Source organism: Tritonibacter sp. SIMBA_163, assembly GCF_046535935.1.
GTDB lineage: Bacteria > Pseudomonadota > Alphaproteobacteria > Rhodobacterales > Rhodobacteraceae > Epibacterium > Epibacterium scottomollicae.
In genome coordinates, this window is sequence record NZ_JAWJBP010000603.1 from 1 (window position 1) to 264 (window position 264).

1 protein-coding gene is annotated in these 264 nt (G+C 58.3%); it reads left to right on the forward strand.

All coding sequences use genetic code 11. From position 1 onward, the window contains the following. Positions 1-264: ABC transporter permease subunit (locus R0J92_RS23720; protein ID WP_411053481.1), on the forward strand; the 264-nt coding region annotated here is incomplete at both ends.

Below are 264 nucleotides of genomic sequence, written 5' to 3' on the forward strand. Positions count from 1 at the left end.
TCCGGCTATGCGCTGTCGCGGTTCAACTTCCGCGCCAAATACTGGATCGTGGCGCTGATGCTGCTGACGCAGATGTTTCCGCTCGTGATGCTGATTGCGCCGATCTACAAGATCATGGCGCCGCTCGGCCTTACCAACAGCCTGCTCGGCCTCGTCATCGTCTACTCGGCCTTCAACGTGCCCTTCGCCACCTTCCTGATGCAGTCGTTTTTCGATGGCATTCCGAAGGATCTGGAAGAAGCCGCGAAGATCGATGGCGCAACG